This is a genomic window from Draconibacterium sediminis (assembly GCF_000949475.1).
GTDB lineage: Bacteria > Bacteroidota > Bacteroidia > Bacteroidales > Prolixibacteraceae > Draconibacterium > Draconibacterium sediminis.
Genome location: NZ_JRHC01000001.1, coordinates 424,769 through 447,575, shown reverse-complemented (window position 1 = coordinate 447,575; position 22,807 = coordinate 424,769). Strand labels below are relative to the sequence as shown.

Annotated in this window: 17 protein-coding genes; 5 read left to right on the top strand and 12 right to left on the bottom strand. The window is 36.0% G+C overall.

The annotated features are described in order from the left end of the window. Positions 1 to 35: 35 nt before the first annotated feature. The 12 genes from LH29_RS01750 to LH29_RS01695 form a co-directional block, all read right to left on the bottom strand. On the bottom strand, positions 36 to 1,412 hold the full coding sequence (locus LH29_RS01750; protein WP_045025835.1) for a WG repeat-containing protein: 1,377 nt from the start codon (positions 1,410 to 1,412) through the stop codon (positions 36 to 38). An 86-nt stretch (positions 1,413 to 1,498) separates the two neighbouring features. Continuing rightward, entirely contained in the window at positions 1,499 to 2,338 is an 840-nt protein-coding gene (locus LH29_RS01745; protein ID WP_052670538.1) for a DNA/RNA non-specific endonuclease, read from the bottom strand. Positions 2,339 to 2,356: 18 nt separating this feature from the next. Then, entirely contained in the window at positions 2,357 to 2,662 is a 306-nt protein-coding gene (locus LH29_RS01740) for a DUF6804 family protein (RefSeq protein ID WP_052670537.1), read from the bottom strand. 62 nt (positions 2,663 to 2,724) lie between these two features. Then, positions 2,725 to 3,315, bottom strand: coding sequence for a hypothetical protein (locus tag LH29_RS01735; protein ID WP_045025834.1), 591 nt, complete (start codon positions 3,313 to 3,315; stop codon positions 2,725 to 2,727). Between the two features lie 39 nt (positions 3,316 to 3,354). Further along, positions 3,355 to 4,053 (bottom strand): transglutaminase-like domain-containing protein, encoded by a 699-nt coding sequence (locus LH29_RS01730; protein ID WP_045025833.1) that lies wholly within the window; start codon positions 4,051 to 4,053, stop codon positions 3,355 to 3,357. Continuing rightward, the gene (locus tag LH29_RS01725) at positions 4,053 to 4,763 is read right to left on the bottom strand and encodes a hypothetical protein (RefSeq protein WP_045025832.1); all 711 of its coding nucleotides are present in this window, start codon (positions 4,761 to 4,763) and stop codon (positions 4,053 to 4,055) included. Before LH29_RS01725 ends, LH29_RS01730 begins: the two co-directional genes overlap by 1 nt. Next, entirely contained in the window at positions 4,760 to 6,466 is a 1,707-nt protein-coding gene (locus LH29_RS01720; RefSeq protein WP_198152324.1) for a MotA/TolQ/ExbB proton channel family protein, read from the bottom strand. Before LH29_RS01720 ends, LH29_RS01725 begins: the two co-directional genes overlap by 4 nt. Before the next feature lie 10 nt (positions 6,467 to 6,476). Beyond that, complete coding sequence (locus LH29_RS01715) at positions 6,477 to 7,814, bottom strand: hypothetical protein (RefSeq protein WP_045025830.1); 1,338 nt, start codon at positions 7,812 to 7,814, stop codon at positions 6,477 to 6,479. A gap of 55 nt (positions 7,815 to 7,869) precedes the next feature. Then, complete coding sequence (locus LH29_RS01710; RefSeq protein ID WP_045025829.1) at positions 7,870 to 11,145, bottom strand: hypothetical protein; 3,276 nt, start codon at positions 11,143 to 11,145, stop codon at positions 7,870 to 7,872. Between the two features lie 11 nt (positions 11,146 to 11,156). Further along, entirely contained in the window at positions 11,157 to 12,605 is a 1,449-nt protein-coding gene (locus tag LH29_RS01705) for a hypothetical protein (protein ID WP_045025828.1), read from the bottom strand. 11 nt (positions 12,606 to 12,616) lie between these two features. Next, complete coding sequence (locus tag LH29_RS01700) at positions 12,617 to 13,033, bottom strand: hypothetical protein (RefSeq protein WP_045025827.1); 417 nt, start codon at positions 13,031 to 13,033, stop codon at positions 12,617 to 12,619. 10 nt (positions 13,034 to 13,043) lie between these two features. Next, positions 13,044 to 14,336 (bottom strand): hypothetical protein, encoded by a 1,293-nt coding sequence (locus LH29_RS01695; RefSeq protein WP_045025826.1) that lies wholly within the window; start codon positions 14,334 to 14,336, stop codon positions 13,044 to 13,046. A 495-nt stretch (positions 14,337 to 14,831) separates the two neighbouring features. On the opposite strand from LH29_RS01695, the gene hsdR reads away from it, so the two are divergent. From hsdR to LH29_RS01670, 5 genes are all read left to right on the top strand, one after another. Next, on the top strand, positions 14,832 to 18,098 hold the full coding sequence (gene hsdR / locus LH29_RS01690) for a type I restriction-modification system endonuclease (RefSeq protein WP_045025825.1): 3,267 nt from the start codon (positions 14,832 to 14,834) through the stop codon (positions 18,096 to 18,098). A gap of 65 nt (positions 18,099 to 18,163) precedes the next feature. After that, the gene (locus LH29_RS01685; protein WP_198152323.1) at positions 18,164 to 19,033 is read left to right on the top strand and encodes a hypothetical protein; all 870 of its coding nucleotides are present in this window, start codon (positions 18,164 to 18,166) and stop codon (positions 19,031 to 19,033) included. Between the two features lie 18 nt (positions 19,034 to 19,051). Next, entirely contained in the window at positions 19,052 to 19,966 is a 915-nt protein-coding gene (locus LH29_RS23550) for a PGN_0703 family putative restriction endonuclease (protein ID WP_052670535.1), read from the top strand. Then, entirely contained in the window at positions 19,963 to 21,423 is a 1,461-nt protein-coding gene (locus LH29_RS01675; RefSeq protein ID WP_045025823.1) for a class I SAM-dependent DNA methyltransferase, read from the top strand. The genes LH29_RS23550 and LH29_RS01675 overlap by 4 nt, the downstream gene beginning before the upstream one ends. Beyond that, entirely contained in the window at positions 21,423 to 22,796 is a 1,374-nt protein-coding gene (locus LH29_RS01670) for a restriction endonuclease subunit S (RefSeq protein WP_045025822.1), read from the top strand. The genes LH29_RS01675 and LH29_RS01670 overlap by 1 nt, the downstream gene beginning before the upstream one ends. Positions 22,797 to 22,807 lie beyond the last annotated feature (11 nt).

The window sequence follows — 22,807 nt, the reverse complement described above, 5'->3', positions numbered from 1 at the left end:
TTTAATTATTGTTTGAGTGTAATTCATCTTAGTTTTCAATTGCTGGGACTATTTATTGGATAATCCGGATTAATTACCCAGACCCCATTAATATCTATCCACCCATAATGTTCATCTATTTCTGCGTATGCAATATTATTATCATCGAATGACTCCATGTAATCGAATGTTGGAGATATGAGCAGGTTTCCACTTAAGTCCATACACCCAAATTTTTGAGCAACCTCAAAGACAATTATTTCTTTATCTCCATCAATGTTATGGATCTTATGAAACTCAAATGGTGTAATAAAGGAGCCATTTTTATTCAATAAGGCGCATTGATTACTTTTATTGACAACTACCGCAATCCCAGGGGCATAAAAAGGTGTTATTTCTTTGTATTCGCACTCTAAGATAAAGTCCCCATTTATATTCACAAGTCCGTAGTAAAGTTCATAGTAATCACTTTCTGTCTGCACGAGAAATAGGTTATCGGCTGCAGGAAAAATATTAACATAGCTAGGTTTTATCAGCCAATTTTCGGAGTAATCAATTACTCCAGATTTTTCATTTATTTGAACGATAAGATGTCTACTGTTTACGATGATTATCTGCTCCCATTTAGGCTCAACCTGCCACTCTCCTTGAGGATTCACTATGCCATAAAAACCATTTTGTCTGGCCACGAAACAATTACTTTCTTCATCAAAGATGAGCTCTTCGTATTGAATGTCTTTGATAGAATTATTTGAGAAATCGATAATTCCATATTCATTTTCATTTTCTACAATTACATAATTACCATAAACAGCTATACTTTCGTAAATTGGTTCAATTACCCAAACTTTGTTCGTGTTTATTATCCCAGCCTTTCCCTTATAATAAACTATCGCTTTTTCTCCAACAAACCATTCAACACTTTCGTAAATTGGATCAATTACCCAATTGTTGTTGAGATTAAGTATTCCTTCCTTGTCAGCCATACTAACGACAAAATGCTCGTTGTCATTTTCTATGCGTTGAATTCCATCGTATCTAGGTTGAAAAATAACTTGACCATTTTTATCAATTAAACCCCATTTCGAATCAATACTGATTTCAGCATACCCTAATTCATTAAACCAAGAAATTCCATCAAAAACAGGTAGAAAAACCCATTCATTTTGTAAGTTTATATAACCAAAATTCATTTTCATTATTCCATCCTCATCTTCAATCAGTTTTGTAGCAATATATAACGGCCACGAAGACTGAAAATTCGAAGCGAAGATAATCTCTCTCGAAATTGTTTTTAAAAGGCTTCCTTCATTTTGGGAATCAATAGAAGCATCATGCTTATCTTGATTTATAACTGCCACACCACAATTGAAACAATACGAGGAAGTCCAATGAACCTTTTTACCACATTTAGCACAAGTAATTGACTTCATAATTTGTCTGATATAGATGATTTGTAATTGACTTTTTCATTCTCAATTTTATTCTCATTGGTGGTTGATAGATATTACAACTTCAACTATCTGGTCTTTATTCGAATAAATAGTAATACAAAAAGAATTACTGCTGCTATAATAATTATTGAATAATGACTTTTAGCAATTCTGACATCTTGTAAAGATGTTGAATATTCATAATCCATATTAAACCAGTTAGATAATTCAATTGATGACTCCAAATTCTCCTCAATACGATCAGGTAGTTGACTAAAAAAATCAATACCCGTCAATTCTTCAATAGAGTCCACAGTGGTTACGAATGAACTCAAGTTTTGAGCTGAGCCTTCATTCGTCATCTTAAATGCCAGTATCTTACCTTTCCCTTCATCAAATAGAATTTTGTAGAAGTAAATTGGAACGGCCACATTATTACTTCCAATTCGTAATTGTGACTTTGAAAATATAGGACCTACAACTACTATTAAACTATCTTTTTCATATACCCAATTTCTGGTTTTTTCTTCCAGACTCTTCCATATACCACGATTGAATGCCGGTACCTGTGGAGTCATGTTCGACATGTAAAAGGTTTCGTACATAGCCAAATCATCGAATTTCATATCAGCAGCAGGACATAAATGCCCTCTATCATAGCCCGAATTTGTATAGTCCTTTACAGACGCAGATCCTGTCGAAACCATAGGGTCCATCCTGAAATTTGTTCTTTTAGCCTCACCTACCAACATGCCCTTATTTAACTTATAATAAACCCAATTCGCCTGCTCTTCTGCTTCATTATAATCTAGTATGAAGTATTTATGAACAACCTGTTCTCCTTTGGATACGGGTAAATATTCAGCAGGCTTAATTGCGACAAAAAATGTCGCTAGATATATTAATGTAAGAATATTTAGTATCATTGGTGAATAATATTCCAGTTACTCATTTTTCCTATTGTTTCGCATTAAATCAATCAGTTTCCCTAAAAAAAGAAATCCTCCTATAAGGTCAAGTACCATCCAGGCATCTTTGCTATGAAGGTATATGGGAACTAGTGGATTAAAAAGAATTCCGACAACAGCAAAGGATACTAGCCAGAGATTGATTCCTTTCTCATACTCAGTCAAAATCACAGCAATGGCACCAGTAATAGTTGTTATTCTAAGGAAAGTATAATATCCAATCGGCAAATTTGCAATTCCCACAAAGAGAATGATTGCACAAAAAGCGAGAAGCCATTTCATCTTGATAAGTGTTTTAAGTAAAAAAATATTCTTCGTTATTAATATCAAAAAGTACTTTTTAATTATGGACTTTTAGACATTTGTTCTAGATAGTTTTTAGCCTTAAAATTTGCTGAATCAAGTTTCAGCACTTCACTAGAATATTGAATTACTTCTTCCTGAAATCCATTTTCGGAAAATAATTCTATTGCATTCAAGTATTGAATTATTGCCAAATTTGGTTGATTTAGCTGTTTATAAACTTCTGCCAAATGCAGCATAGCTCTGGCATGATATGGCCCCATTTCTAAAACCTTCAAATAGCATTGCTCTGCTTTCCATAGAGAGTCAGCAATAAGGTAACTATTGCCAAGCGTGAGATATGCATTATAGTCTGAAGAATCTTGGACAATCCACTGTTTCGCATACTGAATGCTTTTATTAATATCTCCAATGGCGGCGAAGGATTCAGATAGTATCAGATAGTATACAAAATTACTTTCAGCTTGCTTTAACAGTATATTTTCCTTTTCAACAAGATTTATCCATTGATGGTTATTGTATAACTCAATGAAATTTACATTATCTTCTATATTTGAGACAGATTTGTTTTTATTGGTGCAGCCAAATATAAGCGTTACGAAACAACTGATGTAAATAATGTATTTAACCATGAGCCGGACAATTTTTAAGTTTTTATCTGCTTAACCCTATTAATCTCCACCCAAAATTTGAATATCACGAACGTAGCGATTGTGGTCTGTACCTTTAAACCAGTCTAGACTTATCCAAATGCCACTATAGTCCTTTCTATTATCGAAATTCTCTGCAAAACGTCTATTTTCTCTGTTATCCGGAAGAAAAAATTCAGCAAAGGCATGGCCTGAATCACCGTCATAACCTCCTACTACTCGAGCTCTCAATCCAATTTGCTTAGCTAGTGATGCGTTCAATATCGCAAAGTCATCACAATCTCCTGGGAATTTTCCATTATATCTCAATGCAATGGTAGTTTCTGCAGAGCGCCATGTATCCTTGTCCTTATATGGGTCGTGTATGTAATGCCAGTGGTCTGTTAGGTATTCATTGATGGCGAGTATTTGAACAACATTATTTCCTTCAATATCGAGTTCAATTGCTAGTTCCGTTGCTAAGGCTTCAATGCTTCCCCCAATCTGTATCAGTTTCCCTTCAACAGGCGATGCTGGTGTTAAAGCATTTCCCTTTTTTTCAATTATTTTTGGCGTAACTTCCTTTGAAATTGTATTACCCGGTACTGGTGTTGATTCCGGAGTATTTGCTTTTTCAATCTGGGCCTGTGCAATTAAATTAAGCTTACTTTTAGGCACACAACCTACAATATTGATTATCATTAAGGAGAACACAAGATGGTTTAATAGGCACTTTCTCATTATCTAAAGTCTAAATTAGTAGACGTTTCGTCTTTATTTACGTTATAAGAGCCAATTTTTGGAACTACATTGATAATAAATCTTTGATTGCGAGTTGTAAAATTTTTTCCTGGATCAGGTTCAAAGCGCCCAACTCCTCCTATCCCATTTCCTGCAATCTGAAACTCCACAAGTTCATGATAGCTCTCCTCATCGAAATCAATTTTACCCTCATCCCTCCAAAACTTATATAGGTTATATGCTCTTAAATAACTTAATTCAAAATTATGATCCTCTTTCCCTGATTTAGATGCACTTCCAGCAACCACAATCATGTAACTAACATTTTGATAGGCACTATCGGTTCTTTGCAAATATTTGAGATTATCAATAATCTTTTTTAACTCAGTCCCTGTCTCCACCAGCTTCGTTCTAGTTGTATGATAATTCTCAAGACTTGTTGAGCTTATGGCACTGCTATCCGTAACAAACTGTACATCAAATTTTAAAGTGTATCGTTTGTATTTAGAATCGTAGATGAATAAATCATTTCGATCCTGTAACTGTTCGACATTCTTTTGAACTGTTTGAAGAATCTCTTTTTCTTCTTCGAGCGCTTCAATGGTGCCTCTTAATTTAATAATAGTAACAATAAAAAGCACCATCATTACAAAAAACATTGATGTCATCAGATCGGAGTAGCTAATCCAGAAGAAATTATGTTTTTTCATGAAGTTGGAAGAATTATAACAATAAGAATAAAAACAATAAAAGCAATGACCGATGCTGCAGCACCAATTATCAGCAATTGCTCAACTTTTTTAAGAAGCGTTTTTCGCGTAGACATTTCGTGGCCGTTAGTACTAAGAGAAGCATTACTAACATTTATACCTTGATTCGCTATCTTTTCTAGTGCAATTAAATTCTTCGATATAACTCCTAGTACTTCTTCCAGGTTATCAAACTTTTGCATTAGTTCACTGTTTGAAACAGGATTTTGCTCGCTAAATCGTTTAGAAATATTTGCTGCTGAAGCTTCAATTTCTGGCAATACATTCAACTTGTCGAAAGCTGGAATTTTTTCAGAATAAACTTGTGTGAGTAAAGATAATTGTGTTTGAGTTGCTTGATGTACTGATTCTCTTAGAGCCACACCCGCATCCTTAAGCTCAACATCTATAGTGGTATTATGGTCTTCAAACTGCTTCATCCTATCATGAATATTCTTCAATAAGGAATTGACAGCGTCGGCTACGCCAGTATCACATTTTTGTACAGCCGACACGGCACTTTCTTCAAGTTGTTCAAATGATGCAATATGTTTCGTGAAGAAATTCATTGTAGACCTGTACTCTTCAATGGATCTCTTTATTCCCTCAGCAAGCTGATCAACACCAGTAATCTTCGAAACAAGAGTCTCCAAATGGATGACCAATTTTTCAGTCTGAGAGATGGAGTTTATCAATGCCTCCCAATGATTCGAGAAGCTTTTGAATGATTCCAGATTGCTTTCAAGCCTATCAAACACCATCATGCTGGCAGTTGAGAGTTCTGCGATATTCAAATTCTCTATTCTTTTAATCAACTCATTTTGTTTGACTAATGTAGTTTGAGTTTGCTCACTTATGGCAACTAACTGATTTGTAGATTCCTTCGTAGCACCAGCGAAGCTTTTTAGCTGTCTTGAGAGACCCTCAATTCCACTAATTCCCTGACGTAGTAATTCAGGAAGAAGTTCTGCCTGAAGTTTTGAGAAAAAGAGGTTCTTTTCTTTTTCAGCTTCCGTTTTAGATTTTTTATAAAAGAAAGTAGACAGTATTGTTGTTAAAGACAGGCCAATAAAACTTGCAACCATGGCAATTCCTACACCTTGAATTAATAACATGATATCCACATCATCTGCTTTTGTAAAGCTCATCCCGGCCAGTCCGAAGATAATTCCAAGCATTGTTGCAGCCAACCCTAAATACAAAGGAGTGGGCATGGTGTGATTTATTTCATCATCCAATACCTGGTAATTGCGTTCAACAATATCTTGAATGATATGAAAGTTTACTGTTTGTCCATCGTTTTTAACGATATATCTGTTTAATTCCTTTATTATTTGTGCAGTCTCTGATATTTTGTTGTCTGAATACAATAGTGGAATAACCACAATCTTTTTGCTTTGAGGAATAGGAATCCCATCTTCCTTCGCTTGTCTGGCTTCTAAAACCTCATGAAAAATCTCATCATCATTGCACTCTCTAATGTTATCAAATGTCAAAGGTGTATTAATCACTCCCACGGTGTGCAGGTCTAAATCTTTCAGTCTTTTTATTCTTGCCTTTGATTGAAAAAACAAGTAGAACTGGCGTAAAATGATAAATGAAATAAGTACTATTTCAACAATATGAAGAGGATGATTTACAATATATTCTTCTATACTATTCATATGGTTATGCTTATTTAATTTCCAGCTTAATTTTATCTTGAATAATCCATTTGTCATTTTCAAGATGAACTTTACCTGGAATCATATTCTGAATTTTTGATTGATTACCTCCAGGTACATATTTGATATTACATAAATATTCAGGTAAATATATTTTCTTGTTTGTGATGTAATTTGCCATCCTATTTTTATCAACTATTAATTCCAGGATGTCAAATGAATCGTTGGTGGAAGTAATTTTATAGACACATTTTTTGGGCTCCGATTTTGCTTTTGATAAGAACATGCCGTTATTAAAATCATCAAAAAAGTATTCCTTTGGATCTTGTTTTGATTGTTTTTCTTTCTCTCCAATCATCTCTGATTCAGGACTGTTCGGCTTCGCCGCCTGTTCATCCACTTTCTTCTGACCATCACCGGGCAGTGTTTCAAATATTTTTTCTGATGGATCAACGTTCTGCGGCGTAGAGGATCCTGTATTTATATTTTTTAATTTGATATAATCCGATTCAAGGTCTTTAAACATTCTTTCAAGATGATCATAGTCTCTTTTACTTACAGTATTGGAATTATTCTTTTGCCAATATAGGTCTTCTTTCTTGTGTGTCAACTGCATGTTTTTCAGTCTTAATTTATAAAGCAAAATGATGATAATGACAAAAAGCACAAATATGACAGCTACAAGTACATAGAAATTAATGGTTGACATTGTGGTAGTTTTATCAGTAGCCTCATGAAAATTTACCTGTTCTAAGGACTGAAGGATATCGTCAGTTGGTTCTGGAGTGTCTTCAGCATAATTCTTTTCTTGTTCTTTCGTAGTGGCATCTGTAGATTTTTCTATTCGCTTTTCTAGTTCAATATTTGATGAAAGGCCTTTAATACCTGCTTTATAATTTGCGGCAAGACTTAATGCTATCTCATTTGAATAGAATTTATATTTCAGAGGATCAAACCTTGCCAAATCGTCGAGAGCGTATAATGCGCTCTGTTCATCAATTACATGTTTCTCTAGTTCGATATACTTATCAATTAGTCTTTCAACGTAGCTTCCTTTTATGCCTGGCCACGAATTATCTTGCAAGAAAATTTGCATTTCTCTTTTTTGCCATTCAACGTTTCGAATGTACTTTTCCTTGAACAATTTTCTACCAGCTATCTCCTTCTCGGTTTCATTCGTTTTTTCGAAGCAATGCCCCATCGCTGCATCAATTAATTCAGGAACAAACCTTTTGACTTCCTTCTGATACGCATTCAATTCTGATGTTTCAAGCAATTTGTTTTGAGCTTGGACCAAACAGGCTGCAAAAAAAAACACCAATAGTCCCAGGATATGGATATATTTCATTATTTGTATTGTATTGTGTCTGGATAAAATTATCCAAACAACTGTGAGAGTTAAATTAATCGTCTATACCTTCTGTGAGTTCTGTACCAAGTCGGTTTATCAGACCTACAAGTGGATAAAAGAAAGCTCCTTCTGTTAGTGTTTCATCGTTACTACTTGCCAACTCACTTTTTAATTTTAAACCAGCATCAAGATAATCCTCCAAATGCTTCTCCCTCATTCCAACAAAAACATTCATTACGTCATTATCTATACCATAATAATTCGTTAGATTATGCTTCTTGACATAAGCATCGAAAATGGTGAAGAAATCTTTAACTGAGTTGATTATATCTGTTTTAAAATCGGAAGTAAAAGTATAATTCAATGCAGGCGTACTGTCACTGTCAGAATAACAAACTTTATCATTTGAGTTATTTCCTCCAAGCCAAAATCCAATTTTCCCTATTAGGTTGACCGCTGATGCATTAAGGGCTCCTTTGCAGCTAACTTCTTTTGGTTGATCAGTTAATTCAATGCGAATGTCGGCATCTTCAGAATCATACACCGCATCAAATATATAATCAAATATTCCTTTTGTTAGTGTGCGTGATTTTCTATCACTATCTAAAATATTAAGTGACTTCGACCCTGAACCACTAAAAATGATATTTGATGGTTTAGCAGATCCTATACCCTTCATAGTCTTTGCTAAACTGTAGGCCTGGGCAGCATAAAAAATCAGGTATAAAAATTTCAAATTAGAGTGAGTTAATTCATCGCCATAATTAAAAATCGATTTCTCAACTGAGAATAGGAAACTACTAAAATTTGAAGAGCTTGGATTTTTCCCGTTAATGATTTGATTTAAAATCACTTTCTGTTCACTCCCTTCATTCAAATCACAAGAATGGTTGAACCTATCTTTGAATTGCCTGTAAAATCCATTGATTTCCAGATTACTATTGTACCCGTCACCAACAACAGCATTACCAGCGAAGCTTACGGAAGAAATCAGTATTGGGTTTTGATGATCAAAAACAGATATATCACTTGATCCTCCTCCAATATCAATACTTGCAGTAAGCCCCATTAGACCCATATTTTTTGCATAATATTGATATGGTGCAATACTTTCGGGAAAATCAAAAACTTTAGTGCTACTGCCGAATTGATTGTTAACAGCTGAAGTCCATATATTTGAAAGCTGATTTTTTTGGTTTATACTCATGCTAATTGGATAAAGCCAAGTTATTTCCGCCTTTGCCGGGTAAATACCATCAGAAAGTAAGTTGTACTTCACACCCTCCAGCATCCCATCAATAAAATGCTGCAACTTTTTACCTTCAATTGGATTTGAGAGATTTCTCCACTTTAAATCAGTAACAATCTCATGGTGCTCCTGAGATCCTTCTTTTTCGTAATAGAAGGCAACATTACTGTCTTGAAATGTTTCAGGATTAGCTCCCCAGTTTGTATTCTGATTGGTAAGCAATGCAGTACGCAAAGGATAGTTACATTGACTTTCCTTGTGTATTTTATCAGGGAAGATTTCCATTTTTAAAAGCTTGTCAGCTAAGATATGATCTGCGATACTAACCTCTCGTGAGAATGAAGCATATAATCCTTCCGTTTCAAATGGTTTCTCAGCAGCAGCATCATATTTGAATTCAATGTGAGTATTGGTTGTTCCAAAATCGAAAGCAATTTTGGCTATCGTAGAGGAGGGTTGATACCTTCTAAACTTTGGAATAATAAATCCGCTTATTGTGCCAGAAGAAGAACTGGAAACAATTTTAATTTTGTCAAAGAATTCACGGGATTTATAGCTAACCGATGACAATCCAACTACTTTTTCTTTTCTTGTTACACTCTGTAAATTTTGCAATTGATGACTTTTTTCCCAAAGTTCAAGAGTAAATGGTATTGATATTCCATCTTCGTTATCCACTAACCCAACATGATAATTAATTGGTATGCTATGTTCATGCGATTCAATTAACGGGAACATTCCTAGATGGAAATCACGCTCATAAATAGAGTCTTGGCGGTATAATTTGTTATAGGTAATTGCACCACTAGCTGTAGGAATTGTCAAAGATACCCTAACTGCATTAGGTACAGTAGTATCAATTTGGATCATGTTGTTTGAAACCAGTTCCGCATTATCAAATAATTCAAAAAACAACGGTTTTAATGGAAGTAAATATTCTCCAAATTCACAATCATCAAAAGCATCTTTATTAATTTCATAAGGAAGTTTAATGATAGCATCTTCCAGAAAATCATTCATTGTCAGATAGGGATACTGAACTGCTTGGCCGGGTAAAATGCGCTTGGAGACAGGAGTTGGATCAGATTCAGGTACAGTTGTAGTCGAATCCCAAACAGAACCAGATTTTGTATATACCCAGGCAGAAAAGAACTTCTCCACTGGAAGAACTAATGGCTTGTGTTTTAAGTTAGAAATATTTTTTGAGGCTTTAATCGTAAAGCCGCTATTGCTCTCAATTATAACCGGATTAAGGACATTCTTGCAAACAGTTAATCCACATACATTTACCAATGGTAATCCAGTTACATTTAGGGGAGTAAAGGTTGAAAGTGTATTTTGACTAAATTGCATTAACTTGTTCCAAAGAGTTGGATTTTGCTGTTGTATAGTCGCCAAAGCCTTGGTCAAATAATCATATACCTCTGGGAAAAGTGATGCAAAATTGGGCTGTTTGTACATTGCATAGATAAATTCGATAAATTCGTCATCTCTGTCGTAAATTGCTTCGTAGTTGGCATCAAATAATACAACGTTACCAAAACTAAAATTAAGATCAGTTCTATGTGCGTCAGGAGCTGCAAAAAATAGAGTTGCCGGTGATGTCGCGCCAATAACTTTATAATTAATCTTTAGAATAAAAAGATGATTCGTTAAATTAAAGTTGTACGTCGAACCATCTTGCTTCCAAAACAATTCAAGAGTATCAGCAAATATTTTTGTATTAGCAATTGATTGTGCCGATTGAACATCGGTAACAGGATTCCACGCTATAATCTCTGCATTAGGGTAACGATTTTTTACTTGATCGAATTCAAAAAACAGTTGGGCAACATCCAAAGCATCGGAAACGAGTTTGTGGTTATCTTCTGTTCCATCCAGATTACCGGAATCCGCAATTTCTTTAAATGCATTTTTAACTAGATCAATTCGAGCAAATGGACTTGGGATTGAGGTTGCAACCTTCCCGGTTTTGTTATTTGAAGATATCTCTGCAATTGCATTTGGAGAGGGCGGAGTTGAATTAAACCAGCCGGTATTAACCGCTCCACTATGTATTCGAAGAACTTTTTTTGCCATAACAATAGGTTTTAGATCAGATTTCTTTGATTTAATATCTTTTCCGTTGATGCCTCCAACATTTTTATTAACTGGTGTGTTGGAGTGTGTGAGTTAAAATTTTTAAAGCATTCGTTATTCTCCTTGGTAAGACCATCAAAACTATCATCTGATCTTATCACTCCTTTCTTTCTTGGTTTAACATTTTCTATAAAAAATAGGGCATTTTTATTATTTACTTTTAAATTAAAAGGTGAAAAGGGCATTTTATTAAGTGCCATTTCATTTAGCCATTCTTCAAAGTAATCTTGGAATCGTTCAATCTCATGTGTATAAGATGGGGAATTGAAAAAAGCCTCATTTGTTTTTGTTAAGTCTCCTACATACCATAATGTATTAGCACTTCGAACTTTTGACAATCCAACCTTTAAGTACAATTTGCTCATTGCGAACTTACTCATTGGCTTTGTTATAAGTTGACGTGTTGTAGCATCCAACATTGTGAAATCTTGTTTAGAACCATCTTGTATTCCAAATTCCTTGAATTGTGTTTGAGTATTATTCCCTGGTTGCTTAACAAAATCAAATATTGCAAGTGCAGAAGCAAGTTCAACAAAATGCGCATCATTTTTTTGAGCTTTTGCTCCTTCATTGTTCTTAAAAGTAGCTTGAAGGTCATCTCCAATGTAATATAACTCATTCAGCTCGTTGTTGGCAATAATTGATCGTTGATAATATCCCATAGCCGATTTCGCCTTTTCCATAAACGTGTCAGAACTAATCTGACTTTCAGTATCGTTAGTTACATTAAAATATGGTAATACGGTTATTGCACCAATATGAGCATTTTGAATATCCTGACAATTAGTAATCTTGGGATCCCCACTCCTCAATACCTTTAATAACAATGGAAAGCCAGCTGCACCTGTACCTCCAAAAATTGAATTAACAATAAATATCTTATCGTTTCTTTGAAAAGATTGGGCAAATTGAGCAAACTGAGGATTATCGACAAGTGACTTTAATACAACACTACCAATATTAGGGTGTCCTTTAAATCCGACACTCATATCCGCTTCAAGATTGTTGTCGGAAAACAAAAGTTCCTTTATTGCATCATTTTGTGGGGAAAAAGCACCATCTCCTATAAATTGTTTGAATTTTTTCGTTTCGACACCATTTATATTGAACTGTAGCTGATCAGCGGCAAATGGTGAATTATTTTGAGTTTGATAAACGGTTTCCAACCTCGTCCCAAAGAATTCGCCAGGATCAGTAATTTCGTTTCTAATACTTTGATATAATTTGATTATATCAACAGTACGATTTAAATCACCATTTGAAGCATCGGGATCTATTATGACGGGAACTACAGAGTTTATATCATTCCCAAGCTTAACGCCCGAAGCCAAAAGCATCGTAAATGCTTTCAAAACGCGGGATCCAGTTCCGCCAATACCAAATATGTATAATTTAGGCATAGTATATTTTTTTATGATTTAGACCATGGAATATTATGCTGTGGAAGCGGCGCACGTTTAAATATTAGTGTAGCAATAAAACCAAACAGCAGTGAAAGGAATGAGTTAAGTAGTATTTGTTTTAAAAGAAAACTGTTTATTCCTTGTGCTGAGTTAGCAATAGGAACTGCAAGAAAATTATATAAGACTCGCTGGGTGAGTACATCGGTTACTATTAATCCCGCAATTAATACAATGAGCCAATGATACCATTTGCAGAATGGATACTTGATTAAAAAGTAAAAAATTGCCATAAAAATAAACGATGGTGCTAAAGCAGATAAGAAAAGTAGGACATATGCCCCATTGTTATACAACTCTAGACTAAAGGGCTGGTCATATAACCAATCCATTTCATACAAATTTGCAAGAACATCATTCAGGTTCATATTGATAAATTTATTGTTTTATACTAATTCTGTATTCAGCTAAGTTTGGGGTCTCGTTCACTTTGTCATATGCTTTGGTAATGCCATCTATTAGATATGAAAGACCAAACGTTTTCGTGGTGTCAACGACTGCACAATCATCTGTAGTGCTTGACTCATCAATCCATATAGGTTTTTTATTTAAAATTGAAATTTCCATTTCTCCCCATGGAGCTCCGGTCTTTTCAAATGTTACGACATGGGTCGCACCGTGCGTTTTAATAGGCTCCTGGGCACCAGCCTGTTGATCTGGAGAAAGGTTATCAAATGGAACAACAGAAGATATCGAATAATCCAAGTTACATTCATAAATATCTAATTCATCAAAGTAACTATTCGGCAGAAGCTGCTTTGAAAAATCGAATGCGATGGAAAAAGAAAACTCGCCATGGTGCAGACTGACGTTAGAAAGCTCGAGGTCGTTCCTATATCTTGATCTTCCTTTAGGATTATACTGTACAAGACCACAATTTGGGGCCATTTCTTCCAGTTTAATAAATTTTACGATATTCTCAAATCCTGGTAGGTTCTCGAAGTAACCATCTGGAAATAATTCTTGCATTTGATTTGCATGGCCAATAATCCAAACATAGTATGGTCGCTTCTGGTTTATTACATTCACTCCGCCACATGCGGGATAATATCGACCATCGAAATTGCTATTAAGTTTAACCATATAGGTGATAAGGTCTGCGTCTTGTAAGGCTTTTACAAAATTATTGCGTGTTTGCATTGAAAGCGATTGAAGACTTGCCAAGATCGAAGTTGGATCTCCAGGTATAGAATAAATTCCATCGCTTATAAGAACAGCTATTTCTCCTTTCTTTGCTTTCTCAAGCGCTTCATTCAACATTAAATTTATATCACTTGTCAGGACATTCCCAACATTCATGCCTTTAACAGTCAATGTACTGCCTAAGTCATTCAGAGAATTCCCAATAGGTATTCTGGCTCCATTCCGTAGACTGTAGTTAATAGATTTACAGCTCAGATCAAGATCACCTGCTAGTCTATTAACAACATTCGTGAACTTTCCGGCAGAACTAACGTAGCCAAACATACTACCTGAATTCTCAATAGTGAAATCTACTCTTGCGTCTTTTGCCTCTGGAATATCAATTTGATTAACTTCCTCTATATTGGCGGACTCAAAATTTGTGATATTCTTTGCAGTTTTTGTACTTTTACTTTCGCAGCTTTGCGCGATAATGGTAAGAAAAACAAGAAAGCAACAATGCACCTTTGTTTTAATTTTGATGGTCATGATAATGCATTTATGGGGCTTTGCCTATTCCACAACTCAATTCTGCATCTGTATAGGGCTCAGCCAGGTTTAATCAAAGTAACCAAATTTAAAAATAATATTTATCGATTTCTTAAAATGTAGTATTATTAACTATAATTAGAATTGATCTAAATAAATTGGATTTCCGCGATATCAAACTCTAATACCACCAATAGTCATTTCACGTCTTTATTAATTGATCTATACTCCCTAGCTTTGTTCCTTTCACTGTCTACTTATTAAATACCGGGACTTAAACTCCACAAAAGAATTCAATCTCATAGGTTAAAAAACATTATCATCAAGTAAGACTTGAAAACTAATAATGTTCTCTAAATATTTCTACTCTTAAAGGATACCATAATAGACCTCAATTAATTTATTGTAAAACAACTTGATTTTTGTTGCTGGTTTGCTAATTTTAGCATTTGTTAAATTTAGAAAAGCAAACCATCAATTATCCCAAGCCAGACTATGAAAAGTAATTTTGGCTTTTTAAAAGAAGAATTTCCAATACTTCACCAGCTTGGAGAGTTGGCTGAAAATTACATTCACAATGATCCAAGTTCATCCTTAATAAAGATGAGGCTGCTTGGGGAAAGGATTGTGGAGCTTATTTTCCAAATCCATCAGCTTGAGTTTCCTTATGACGACAGTACTTTTTCAAGGCTTTGTCTGCTCTCTGAGGATGGCCTCCTGGAGAATAACATAAGCAGTTTATTTCATAACATAAGAAAAACAGGAAATAAGGCAGCTCACTCTACTAATGATCTTAGTGGATATGCCATGACAACTTTGTTTAGCTGTTTCAAGGTATCTAAGTGGTTTTATCTTTCATATTCTGATGACCAGAAAGATATTTCAGATGTTAGATTTCATAAACCTGAAAAAGTTGACCTGGAGTCAGATTACAAAAATCTCTTGAAACAACTAAAGGAGTTGGAAGAAAAGCACCAGCACCTAGAGGGAGAACATAAAAGCCTCATCGAACAACGAAAGATTGGTGAGTTAACAGAGGAAGAAACGAAGAAGTACAAGGAAAAGGCTTCTAAAGCTGCTCGGCTTATTGATATGAATGAGGCCGAAACACGAGAATTGATTGATGCACAGCTTCGCGACGCAGGATGGGAAGTTAACACCTCTGTACTAAACTTTAAATTGAATGGCACTCAACCAGTAAAAGGTAAGAATTTGGCCATTGCAGAATGGAAGGTTGGTAATAAATGGGCCGATTATGCTCTCTTTACCGGAACAGAACTTTATGGTCTTGTAGAGGCAAAAAGGTATGGACAAGCAATATCAACCAACCTTGGTCAGTCAAAGATATACGCTGAATTAGCTGAAGAAGAGAATAATGCAACACTCATAGGGAAATGGCAGAAATATAACGCGCCATTTTTATTTTCAACCAACGGTCGGCCATACCTTGAACAGATCAGGACACAAAGTGGAATATGGTTTCTTGATGTACGAAACAAATACAATTTGGCTAAACCATTAAGAGGTTGGTATTCTCCGGAAGGATTGAAAAGATTATTAGAGCAGGACATCAACAAAGCCAATAAGAAACTGAAAGACAACTCTCTTGATTTTTTGAAAAATAAATCAGGTTTAGGTCTCCGTGATTACCAAGTGGAGGCAATTAGTAAAGTTGAGAAATCATTGATTGAAAAACCGGAGGTAGACAGAATGCTACTGGCTATGGCCACTGGAACAGGAAAAACAAGAACCATTATCGGGTTATGCTACCGCCTGATTCAGACAAATCGTTTTAAACGAATACTTTTTCTGGTCGACCGCAGGTTATTGGCCAAACAGGCACTCGGTAATTTCAAGGACAATAAGGTGGAGGACTTGAATACTTTTGCCGAGATTTATGAAGTAAAAGAGTTAACTGATCTTATCCCGGAGAAAGAAACCCGACTACATTTTGCCACCGTACAAAGTATGGTTAAAAGGTTGTTCAATACAGAGAATGACTCACAAATACTTCCGGTAGATGCCTATGATTGTATTATTGTTGATGAAGCACATCGTGGTTATTTACTTGATCGTGAAATGGACGATGAGGAACTTACTTTTAAAGACCAGAACGATTATGTGAGCAAATACCGTAGAGTTATAGACTATTTTGACGCAACCGTTGTTGGATTAACAGCTACGCCTGCATTACATACTACCGAGATATTTGGTAGCCCCATTTATTCTTATTCTTATCGTGAGGCTGTTCTTGATGGTTACCTTATCGATCATGAACCTCCACATGTAATTAAAACCAAATTAAGTGAGGAAGGGATAACCTGGAAAGCAGGAGAACGACCTAAAGCATTTGACAAAGAAAGCAACAAAGTAGTTGAATTAGATCAACTAGAAGATGAATTGAACATTGAAATTGAAGGTTTCAATAAAATGGTAATTACTGAGAGTTTCAATCGGACAGTAATTAAACAACTGGTTCAGTTAATTGATCCCGATGGCGAAGAAAAGACATTGGTATTTGCCGCGACTGACGAACACGCCGATTTGGTAGTTGACATTTTCAAGCAGGAATACCAAGATATTGGTGTTGATGTAGGCGACGAGTGTATAAAGAAAATCACAGGCAAAAGTTATGATCCTTCTGAATCGGTTCGTCGCTATAAAAATGAGCAGATGCCTAATATTGCAGTTACCGTTGACTTATTAACTACCGGTATTGATGTTCCTAAAATCTCAAATCTTGTTTTCCTTCGCCGTGTCAAATCACGGATATTGTACGAGCAGATGCTTGGGCGTGCTACCCGTTTATGTCCCGAGATTAATAAGGAAGTATTTAAAGTATACGATGCCGTTCGTTTGTATGAAGTCTTGCAGGATTATACACAAATGAAGCCAATTGCCATTAAACCAAAAACTTCATTTAAGCAACTGGCTGATGAGATAGAAGATATAACATCACAAGATCGTTGCAAACTACAAATAGAACAGATAATTGCCAAGATGCAACGAAAAAAACAATATCTGAATCCAGGGAATACAGATAAGTTTGAATATCATTCCGGTGGTAAAGATTTTGATACAGTCATTCAAGGCTTGAGCGATAGAAAGAACAATGATCCAAAGGCAGCGATAAAAGAATATAAAACAGGCTTTTGGCACTTTTTAGATGAATTAAAACCCGCTCCATCGGTTCAATTGGTTTCTGATCATGAGGATGAATTTAGAGGAATTGAACGTGGTTATGGGCAAGGACAAAAACCTGAAGATTATCTTGATGGCTTTAAACAGTTCATAGAAGAGAACCTAAATCAAATTTCAGCACTGAAACTGATTTGCACACGGCCCAAAGAACTTGATCGAAACTCACTAAAGGAGTTATATCTGATATTGGATGCTAAGGGATATAACATAAAGTCTCTTAATGCCGCATGGAATGATACCAAAAACGAAGATATTGCTGCCGATATAATTTCCCTGATTCGAACCTTTGCGATTGGAGACGCACTAATAAGCCACGAAGAACGGATCCGCAAAGCTATTGAAAAGGTAAAGCAACTTAAAAAGTGGAATACAATCCAAATCAAATGGATTGAACGTTTTGAAAAGCAACTTTTACAAGAAAACATTATCCAGAAAGAAGATCTGGACAATGCACCCTTTGCTGAAAGTGGAGGATACAAACGACTTAATAAGATATTTAATAATGAACTTGATGATATTCTTACAACTCTGAATGAGCAGTTATACAATATCATAGCATAGCAACCAGAACCATGTCAAGACTAACACAAAAAATCAGCACATCTGCCCTGTCGAAAGACTTAGGAATGAGCAGTAAAGAATTATTTGAGTATTTAAGTGAATTAAACCTAATTTATAAAGAGAATGGGAAATGGTGCTTAACACCAAGGGGTTTAGATTGTGGTGGCGAAATGTCCTCACATCCTAAATTCGGAGAGTATGTTGTCTGGCCTTATGATTTTGATCCAGACACCATTGAACCTACCGATAATAATCAACTAATAAATGCAACAGTAATCGGCCAGGGATTTAAACTGTCATCCCAAAAGGTAAATCTGATTTTATCTGAAATTGGCTGGATTGAAAAAGCAATCAAAGGATGGTCGGTGACCAACCTGGGGAAGAAAGTTGGTGGAGTTGAATTTGAGCACACATCCGGAGCCACCTTTGTATTATGGCCTCCTGAATTGCTAAACAATAAGACTTTAATTAGTTCGATTAGTACCGGTGATAATAATAGTACTGACATATTTCAACCAGAGACAAATGACAGTACAGAAGTTATTGAAGATCTAAAAGATTCTAAAAACTTCAGAGAAAAATTTCCGGCAGGCCTCCGAACAAAAGATGGACATCTGGTTCGTTCCCGGGGTGAAATACTGATTGATAATTCGCTGTACGAATACGGACTTGCTCATGCCTATGAACGCCGACTTCCCATTGAGGATGAGGTATATTGTGACTTCTACATTCCATCTCAGAATAATGGTAAAGCAGTTTACATTGAATACTGGGGGATGGAAAACGATGAAAAATACCAAGCCAGAAAAGAAAAGAAAAAAATGATTTATAAAGACAATCATCTTAACCTTCTTGAGTTGGAGAATGCACATATTGAAAGTCTGGATGATTATCTGCCGAGAATGTTGTTGAAATATGGTTTTAAGGTAAAATAATCAATTTTAATCTTCTAAATGAAAAATGCGCTGGGAATAGGACCTCAATCCCCTTCTGATAACCAGCTCCAAAAGCGTCTGCGTTTACATCAAAGCTGGTGGAGAACATTTGTTTTGGGGGAAGAATCCGGGCCACATCCGATGAGGTCAGGTGAAACGGTTGGAAGTAGTATTTCGGGAGGCGAACAATCATTCTCAAATTTTCTTGATGAATATGCAATAAGAGCGGTGAAGGAAACACTGGAACAAAGGAATAATAAATCAAAGGGAATGATCAATGAAAAAAGGCTGTTCAACAATCTTCTTTCAAGTCAACCCTTATGTTTTAACTTTTTTGGTCGGTTGAAATATAATCTGAACATGGCTACCAAAGTACTCCAATACTTTTATCCCGCCATCAAAAATGTAACAGCCATTCATTTTGAATTTGCTCCAAATGCTGCAAGAAATAATGATAACTCTGCCCACGATGTTGCTATTGAATTTATTTCAGGTGATGGTAAAAATGGATTGATCGGACTGGAATCTAAATACTCCGAACCTTTCTCTCCCAAAGTATACAGAAACGATAAGTACAAAAGGTTGTTTGATGAATCGGCAGCTTTTTCTGCCGACTATGATAAAGTAACCGGAACTAAATACAATCAGCTTTTCAGGAACCAACTTATTCTGGAGTCGGCACTGCAAAACGGAGCTTATGATGTGGTATACAGCGGATTGTTTTGTTATGAGAAAGATGACAATGCCACAACCAAAGGATTAGCCTTTCAAAATATGCTGAAAGACGGTGAAAATCGCTTTAAAATAATCACCTTTACAGACTTCATATCAACAATACAGAAGCAAGAAATTGATGAGGAAACACGTGAATGGAGCATTCTGCTCTGGGCGCGTTATTGTGGAATTAGACTTAGTGAGGAATATACAAAATGAGCGCAGAACAAATAGCCCAAAAATTATGGATGCTTTGCAACGTCCTTCGTGATGATGGCGTTACCTACCACCAATACTTAAACGAGTTAACCTTTATTCTTTTTATAAAACTTAGTGAAGTTAAAGGATTTGAAAATGAAATTCCCGTGGAATACCGTTGGGGAACGCTAACGGCAATTAAAGACAACAAAGAGCTGTTTGATACCTATCGAGAGTTATTGGCCACAATTAGTACAAAAAGTACCAGTGCAAGCATAAAAGAAATTTTTACCAATGCTTCTACCACGCTCCGTAAACCGGTGAACCTAAAAACACTGATTAGCAGTATAGATGAACTGGACTGGTATGAAGAACACGACCGCGATGTAATGGGCGACATATACGAGGACCTACTGGAACGCAACGCCACAGAAAAGAAAAGTGGTGCCGGACAGTATTTTACTCCTCGACCACTTATTAATGTAATGGTGGAATTAATGGCTCCAAAGCTGGGTGAAAGATGGAACGATCCGGCCTGTGGTACTTTTGGTTTCCCAATCTCGATTAACCAATACCTTTTGCACCGTTACGATTACAAATACAGTGTAGGCGAGAAACAACGTGATTTCCAGGAAAAGGAAGCACTAAGTGGAGTGGAACTGGTGCAAGATGCCCACCGTTTGGCATTAATGAATGCCAAATTGCACGGTCTGGAAAGTCCTATTTTCCTCGACGATACACTTAGTGAGTTCGGTAAAAAACTAAACGGTTACGATGGTGTGTTAGCTAATCCGCCTTTTGGAACCAAAAAAGGAGGAGAACGCCCCAGCCGTGATGATTTTACTTTTCCCACCAGCAACAAACAGTTGAACTTTTTACAACACATATACCGCTCGTTGCACAAAAAAGGCGGTGCACGAGCAGCAGTTGTGTTACCCGACAATGTTTTGTTTGAAGATGGCGACGGAGCCAAAATACGCCGCGACCTGATGGACAAATGCAAATTACACACAATACTACGTTTACCTACAGGAATATTTTATGCACAGGGTGTAAAAACCAATGTACTGTTTTTTGAACGAGGAACTACCGAAACCGGAAACACCGACCATGTGTGGTACTACGATATGCGTACAAACGTACCAAGTTATGGCAAACGTACTCCTTTTACCCGCGCTGCTTTTGGTGACTTTATAAAAGCCTATACTGGAGGTATTGGCCTCGAAGATGTAGCCACAACCTACAACGGAGATATTGACCAACAAAAACGTGAAGCTATTACCGACGAACGCTGGCAATGTATTACCCGTGAGCAGATTGCCAAAAAAAACGACTCGCTCGATCTGGGACTGATTGCTGACGAAAGCGTAAGCAACGGCAATAACCTGGGCAATCCCCTTGATATTGCCAACGAAGTAATGAACGAGTTAAAAGGAATTATGGGCGAACTGGAGGCAATAATTAAGGAGATAAACTAATGGGGAAGGAATTGCCAACTAATTGGATTAATATTGAACTGGAACAATTATTTCTTCATGTAATTGGAGGGGATTGGGGAAAGGACCCTCAAAAAATTTCTGATGATGAATTTGTTGAAGTAATTTGTATTAGAGGAAGTGAAATAAAAAATTGGGAAAAAGATAAAGGAAATACGGCTTCTGTTAGAGCGGTAAAAAACTCCAGTTTAGCAAATCGTGAATTACAAATCGGTGATATTCTCTTGGAAATATCAGGAGGAGGACCAGATCAGCCTGTAGGTAGAACTGTTTATATTGATGAAGATGTGTTTTCTTTTCAACGGGATCTTCCACGGGTTTGTACCAACTTTCTAAGATTGGTAAGAATAGTTCCTGTTTTAAATAAAAAGTTCATTAATCACTATCTACAATATTTTTATAAGACTGGGGAAGTCGTTAATTATCAAGGAGGAAGTAATAACTTAAGGAACCTAAAATTCAAAGATTATTCAACTATACAAATCCCACTTCCCCCACTCCCAGAGCAAAACCACATTGTAGAAAAGCTCGATGTACTATTTGGGCATTTGGAGCAAATAAAAAGCCGATGGCAGAATTTTCAAGGCAAGGTTAATGATTTTGTTGAATCTTGTCTTGTTGATGAAAAGACTAAGAAATATTATCAAAGAAAGACGCTTGAAGGATATTTAGAAGAAGGTACAGAGAGAATAGGTGAAGATTGGGAAGGAAAAAGAAAGGTCGGGATTTCGGCTCAAAAAGGAATCATTGATCTGGATGTTGGTCAAAAGAAAACATTTGAAAAATATAAGATTGTTCGTCCGGGAGATTTCGTTTATAATGCCATGAGAGTTAATATAGGCTCCATAGGCATTTATGAAGGAAATGAGGTAGCCATCACAAGTCCAGACTATATTGTTTTTAGAGTAACAAATTTACTTTCACCCAGATTGCTATTAAAATTCCTAAAATCTAAGGGTGGATTATTAGAAATTAGTGCAAACACTCAGGGAAGTGTAAGATCGAGACTTTATTTTAAATATCTCATAAACATTAAATATCCTGTTGCTCCTGAAAAAATACAAAAAGTTGCTGAGCGTTTTCTCGAAGTATGTGATTCTGCAAGTATTAAATGGCAATCAAATATACTTGATAAAATAGATTCACTTAAACAATCAGTTTTAACCAAAGCCTTTAAAGGCGAGTTGGTGGAGCAATTGCCTACTGATGGTGATGCCCGGGAGTTGTTGGCAGAGATTAAGAAGGCCAAGTCTGAATTAAGTAAACCTAGCAAACCTAAAGGTGGAAAAGTAAGAAAGATGAAAGGTGATGGTGGTAGGATGGTTGCTGAACCTGGGATGAAGTATGGGAAGTAACGAATAAATCA

Bases quoted from the DNA above. Each gene is read 5' to 3' on its own strand.
- LH29_RS01750 (WP_045025835.1), bottom strand. From the start codon at position 1,412: ATGAAGTCAATTACTTGTGCTAAATGTGGTAAAAAGGTTCATTGGACT.
- LH29_RS01745 (WP_052670538.1), bottom strand. From the start codon at position 2,338: ATGATACTAAATATTCTTACATTAATATATCTAGCGACATTTTTTGTC.
- LH29_RS01740 (WP_052670537.1), bottom strand. From the start codon at position 2,662: ATGAAATGGCTTCTCGCTTTTTGTGCAATCATTCTCTTTGTGGGAATT.
- LH29_RS01735 (WP_045025834.1), bottom strand. From the start codon at position 3,315: ATGGTTAAATACATTATTTACATCAGTTGTTTCGTAACGCTTATATTT.
- LH29_RS01730 (WP_045025833.1), bottom strand. From the start codon at position 4,053: ATGAGAAAGTGCCTATTAAACCATCTTGTGTTCTCCTTAATGATAATC.
- LH29_RS01725 (WP_045025832.1), bottom strand. From the start codon at position 4,763: ATGAAAAAACATAATTTCTTCTGGATTAGCTACTCCGATCTGATGACA.
- LH29_RS01720 (WP_198152324.1), bottom strand. From the start codon at position 6,466: ATGAATAGTATAGAAGAATATATTGTAAATCATCCTCTTCATATTGTT.
- LH29_RS01715 (WP_045025830.1), bottom strand. From the start codon at position 7,814: ATGAAATATATCCATATCCTGGGACTATTGGTGTTTTTTTTTGCAGCC.
- LH29_RS01710 (WP_045025829.1), bottom strand. From the start codon at position 11,145: ATGGCAAAAAAAGTTCTTCGAATACATAGTGGAGCGGTTAATACCGGC.
- LH29_RS01705 (WP_045025828.1), bottom strand. From the start codon at position 12,605: ATGCCTAAATTATACATATTTGGTATTGGCGGAACTGGATCCCGCGTT.
- LH29_RS01700 (WP_045025827.1), bottom strand. From the start codon at position 13,033: ATGAACCTGAATGATGTTCTTGCAAATTTGTATGAAATGGATTGGTTA.
- LH29_RS01695 (WP_045025826.1), bottom strand. From the start codon at position 14,336: ATGACCATCAAAATTAAAACAAAGGTGCATTGTTGCTTTCTTGTTTTT.
- hsdR (WP_045025825.1), top strand. From the start codon at position 14,832: ATGAAAAGTAATTTTGGCTTTTTAAAAGAAGAATTTCCAATACTTCAC.
- LH29_RS01685 (WP_198152323.1), top strand. From the start codon at position 18,164: ATGAGCAGTAAAGAATTATTTGAGTATTTAAGTGAATTAAACCTAATT.
- LH29_RS23550 (WP_052670535.1), top strand. From the start codon at position 19,052: ATGAAAAATGCGCTGGGAATAGGACCTCAATCCCCTTCTGATAACCAG.
- LH29_RS01675 (WP_045025823.1), top strand. From the start codon at position 19,963: ATGAGCGCAGAACAAATAGCCCAAAAATTATGGATGCTTTGCAACGTC.
- LH29_RS01670 (WP_045025822.1), top strand. From the start codon at position 21,423: ATGGGGAAGGAATTGCCAACTAATTGGATTAATATTGAACTGGAACAA.